Origin of the sequence: Streptomyces niveiscabiei, from assembly GCF_033794345.1 — a bacterium.
GTDB classification, from domain to species: Bacteria; Actinomycetota; Actinomycetes; order Streptomycetales; family Streptomycetaceae; genus Streptomyces; species Streptomyces niveiscabiei.
Map to the genome: position 1 here is coordinate 46,793 of NZ_JARAYJ010000051.1, position 3,976 is coordinate 50,768.

A 3,976-nucleotide genomic window follows, 5' to 3' on the forward strand; every position below is an offset into this window, starting at 1 on the left:
CGGCCCTGCGGCCCTGCGGCCCTGCGGCCCTGCGGCCCTGCGGCCCTGCGGCCCTGCGGCCCTGCGGCCCTGCGGCCCTGCGGCCCTGCGGCCCTGCGGGGGTGTCTCGGGAGGGGGTGGGGGTGCGTCTGGGAGTTGGTTCTTCGGTTGTCTTCGGGACGGTGAGAGGCAGGTAAAAAGGGTGATCGTGATGGTGGTCGTCGCGGCCGGAGAGGGGTTCGGCTTGGCAGACTGGACCGGTGCCTCAGACCGTGTTGCTTGCCGAAGACGACCGAGCCATCCGCCATGCCCTGGAGCGGGCGCTGACGCTGGAGGGGTATCAGGTCACGGCGGTGGCGGACGGTGTGGAAGCGCTCGCGCACGCGCACAAGTCGCCGCCGGACGTGCTGGTGCTCGATGTGATGATGCCGGGCATCGACGGACTCCAGGTGTGCCGGGTGCTGCGGGCCGAGGGGGACCGGACGCCGATCCTGATGCTGACCGCGCTGGTGGAGACCGCTGATCGGATCGCCGGACTCGATGCGGGGGCCGACGACTATGTCGTCAAGCCTTTCGACGTCGAGGAGGTCTTCGCACGGCTCCGCGCGCTGATGCGGCGCAGCGGCGCGGGTGCCGGCCCCGCCGCCCCGGCCAGTGCCGTCGCCGCGCCGAAGGAGCCCCCCGTGTCCGACCGGCACATCGAGGCCGCCGGCCTGCGGATGGACCCCCAGGCCCGCCGGGCCTGGCGCGGCGGGCGTGAACTCGAATTGACGCGGACCGAATTCGAGCTCCTTGAGCTGCTGGTGCGGAATTCGGGGATCGTGCTGGACCACTCCACCATTTACGACCGTATCTGGGGATACGACTTCGGCCCCGGTTCGAAGAATCTCGCCGTCTATGTGGGATATCTGCGGCGGAAACTCGACGAGCCCGGTGCCCCTCAGCTGATTCACACCGTCCGGGGTGTGGGGTACGTCCTCAGGGAGGACTGAGTGGACCGGCTGCGCCGGCTGCTGGCCCGCCGGCGTCCGGGGCTGGCCGCGCTGGGTACGACGTTCGCCGTGTCGTTCGCGGCGGTCACCGCGGTCGTGACGATGCTGGTCGGCATCCTGTCGTACAACGCCGCCGCGCGGCTCGTCCGGGTCGACCAGCAGTCCGTGTTCAGCGAGGTCGTCCAGGACCTGCGCGACGAGGTCCGGCAGCAGAGGATGACGCCGGAGGACTTCTCGTCGTCGGCGCCCGGCCACGACCTGGTGCGGCCGGCCCGCACGAACGTGCAGGTGCTCGGGCCCGCCGGCGACGTCGCCGACCCCGGCCAGCCGAAGCTGCCCGTCACCGAAGCGGACCGGAAGATCGCGGCGGCCAAGGTCTCCGGAACGCTCGTCGAGCACAAGGACGTCGACGTCGGCGACGACGTCTACCGCGTCGCGACCGTCTCCCTCGGGCGCGGCTGGGGCGCCGTCCAGGTCGCCCAGGAGTTCAGCGGTACCGAGGACCTGCTGCGCAACCTCCAGCAGCGCACCTTCTTCCTCATGGGAGTCGTCGTCACCGCCGCCGGGCTGTTCGGCTGGTGGCTGGCCCGCCGGATCACCCGGCGCCTCGTCGTCCTCACGATGGCGGCGGAGGACGTCGCCCGGACCCGCCGGCTGGGCATCCAGGTCCCGGTCACCGGGTACGACGAGGTCGGGCGGCTCGGCCGCGCCTTCGACCGTATGCTCGGGCGGCTCGCGCAGTCCGAGGAGGACCAGCGGCGGCTCGTCCAGGACGCCGGGCACGAGCTGCGCACGCCGCTCACCTCACTGCGTACGAACATCTCCCTGCTGCGCCGGATAGACGAACTCCCGCTCTCCACACGGGAGGAGCTCGTCGCCGATCTCGGGCAGGAGGCGCGCGAGCTGACCGATCTCGTCAACGAGCTCGTCGATCTCGCGGCGGGGCAGTCCGACACCGAGCCGCCCCAGCGGGTCGACCTCGCGGACATCGCGGAGGAGGTCGCCGGGGTCGTACGGCGGCGCAGCGGGCGGGACGTCGTCGTGCGCGTCAGCGGGGACACGACCACCGACGGGCGGCCCGGGCTGTTGCAGCGGGCCGTCTCCAACCTGGTCGAGAACGCCGCGAAGTTCGACCGGGACGGGAAGGGGCCGATCGAGGTCAGCGTCACCGGGCCCGCCCGGCCCGGGACCGTGCGCGTCGAGGTGCTCGACCGGGGGCCCGGGATCGCGGAGGACGACCTCACGCGGGTCTTCGACCGGTTCTACCGGGCCGCCGACGCGCGGTCGTTGCCGGGGTCGGGGCTGGGGCTGTCGATCGTGCGGGAGGTGGCGTTGTCCCACGGGGGGACGCCGTACGCGCATCGGCGGGCCGGGGGCGGGTCGGTGATCGGGTTCACGGTCGGGGGCGGGTGAGGCGGCGGCCGACGTCGGAGTCGGCGCCGGCGTCGGGGTCGGCGTCGGCGTCGGGTGAGGGATCGGCCGGCGTCAGGGGCGGGTGAGGCGGCGCAGGGCGTCGAGTGCGGAGGGTGCGAGCGTGTCCGGGTGGGCCGTGTCGTGCAGCAGGTGGTCCACTTCCGGCAGCGTCACGCGGCCCGGTCGCCCGGCGTGTGCGTGACGCAGGGCGGCGGTCAGGGCGTCCGTCGTGGCGCAGGGGACCTGGGCGTCGTTCGTGCCGCAGGTCAGCAGCACTCTGGTGCCTGGGCGGAGCGCGGCGGCGGTGTCCGGTGGGTGGATGGCGTCGTCGCTCCGGACGAACCGGGCGCTGGGGCCCTGGAACGCCTCGAAGAGCTGGGCGACGGCGGGGGGCAGGTCGGTGGTGTCGACCGGCCGGTGTGCGCGCAGGGAGGTGACGGCGCTGTCGATGGCCGCGTCGATGACGCGCTGCTGCTCCGGGGTGAACTGGCCCTGCCGGGTCGCCTCGGCGGTCTGGGCCTTGAGCTGGAGCGCGACCAGGTCGAGCAGGCGCAGTGCCTGCGGTTGCAGGAGCGCGAGGCCCGCCGGGCGGGGGTGGACGGTGCCGCCGAGCAGGAGTGCGGTCAGCGCGCCCTCGCTGTGCCCGGCGATCAGCAGGGCGCGCGGGTCGGTCTCCGGCTGGTCGCGCAGCACGTCGTAGGCGGCGCGTGCCTGGCGGACGAAAGCGGGATAGTCGAGGTTCTCCGGGTGGTCCCGGTAGGCGCCGAGTCCGGTGCGGCCGGTGCCGTACTTGTCGAACCGCAGCGTGGCGATCTTGTCCCTGTCGAAGGCGTCGGCCAACTGGGCCAGGGTGTTCGGCGTGGACACGGGCGGCTGGTTGCCGTCGCGGTCGGTGGGGCCGCTGCCGGGCAGCAGGAGAGCCGCCCGCAGCCGTTGCCCGGCGCGGTGTTCGGGGATGTGCAGGGTGCCGTACGCGGTCGTGCCGTCGGCTGTGAAGGTGATCTCGCGGTCGGTGGCGGGTACGAGGGCGAGGGCCGCCGTGGCCGGGGTGGCGGTGGCGGCCGTCAGGGCCAGCAGAGCCGTCGCCAAGCAGCGGAACATGGGTCCGACTCCCCTTCTACGCAAGGGCGTTCTCGACCAGGGCGACCGCCGCGCGCGGGTCGTCGACCTGGAGCACCAGGCGGGTGTACCGCTCGTCGGAGAGTTCGATCACGACGGCCTTCGACGGGTCCTTGACGTCCCAGAAGATTTTTTCGCCGTCCTGGTGGAAGGTGCCTGCCGTGATGACGCCGGGGACGTGGGAGCCCGGCGCGCGGATGCCCTTGGGGTCGGTGGAGATGCCGGGGTCGGCGGTCGCGCCCCGGACGTTGGCCAGGGGGATCGTCAGGCTTCCCTTGAAGGCCCAGAGCTTGTCGAGGCCCTCGATCACGACGACGAGGTTGCCGCCGTCGATCCGTATCAGTGCCATACAGGGTTCCCTTTTCAGGTGAGAGGGACGAGGTGCCGGGTCAGCGCGGTCGTGGCGCCGTCGGGGCTGCCGCGCAGGAGGATGCCGAGCGCGGCTGAGGTGAGGGCGGTGGCCAGGTCGGCGG

General features: G+C 72.8%; 4 protein-coding genes. 2 read left to right on the plus strand and 2 right to left on the minus strand.

What is annotated here, in order from left to right:
* Nucleotides 1-239: 239 nt before the first annotated feature.
* Nucleotides 240-971 carry a response regulator transcription factor gene (locus PV682_RS39795; RefSeq protein WP_055723015.1) on the plus strand — a complete coding sequence of 244 codons (732 nt, stop codon included), beginning with the start codon at nucleotides 240-242 and terminating at the stop codon, nucleotides 969-971.
* Nucleotides 972-2,384, plus strand: a complete 1,413-nt coding sequence (locus PV682_RS39800; RefSeq protein ID WP_319737227.1) for a sensor histidine kinase — start codon at nucleotides 972-974, stop codon at nucleotides 2,382-2,384.
* A 72-nt stretch (nucleotides 2,385-2,456) separates the two neighbouring features.
* Here the strand turns inward: PV682_RS39800 and PV682_RS39805 are convergent, their stop codons facing one another.
* Together PV682_RS39805 and PV682_RS39810 are read right to left on the minus strand one after the other, a co-directional pair.
* Nucleotides 2,457-3,485: an alpha/beta hydrolase family protein gene (locus tag PV682_RS39805; RefSeq protein WP_319737229.1), complete on the minus strand. Its 1,029-nt coding sequence runs from the start codon at nucleotides 3,483-3,485 to the stop codon at nucleotides 2,457-2,459.
* Between the two features lie 16 nt (nucleotides 3,486-3,501).
* The gene (locus PV682_RS39810) at nucleotides 3,502-3,852 is read right to left on the minus strand and encodes a hypothetical protein (protein WP_319737230.1); all 351 of its coding nucleotides are present in this window, start codon (nucleotides 3,850-3,852) and stop codon (nucleotides 3,502-3,504) included.
* Nucleotides 3,853-3,976: the final 124 nt, after the last annotated feature.

Bases quoted from the DNA above. Each gene is read 5' to 3' on its own strand.
- PV682_RS39805 (WP_319737229.1), bottom strand. From the start codon at position 3,485: ATGTTCCGCTGCTTGGCGACGGCTCTGCTGGCCCTGACGGCCGCCACC.
- PV682_RS39810 (WP_319737230.1), bottom strand. From the start codon at position 3,852: ATGGCACTGATACGGATCGACGGCGGCAACCTCGTCGTCGTGATCGAG.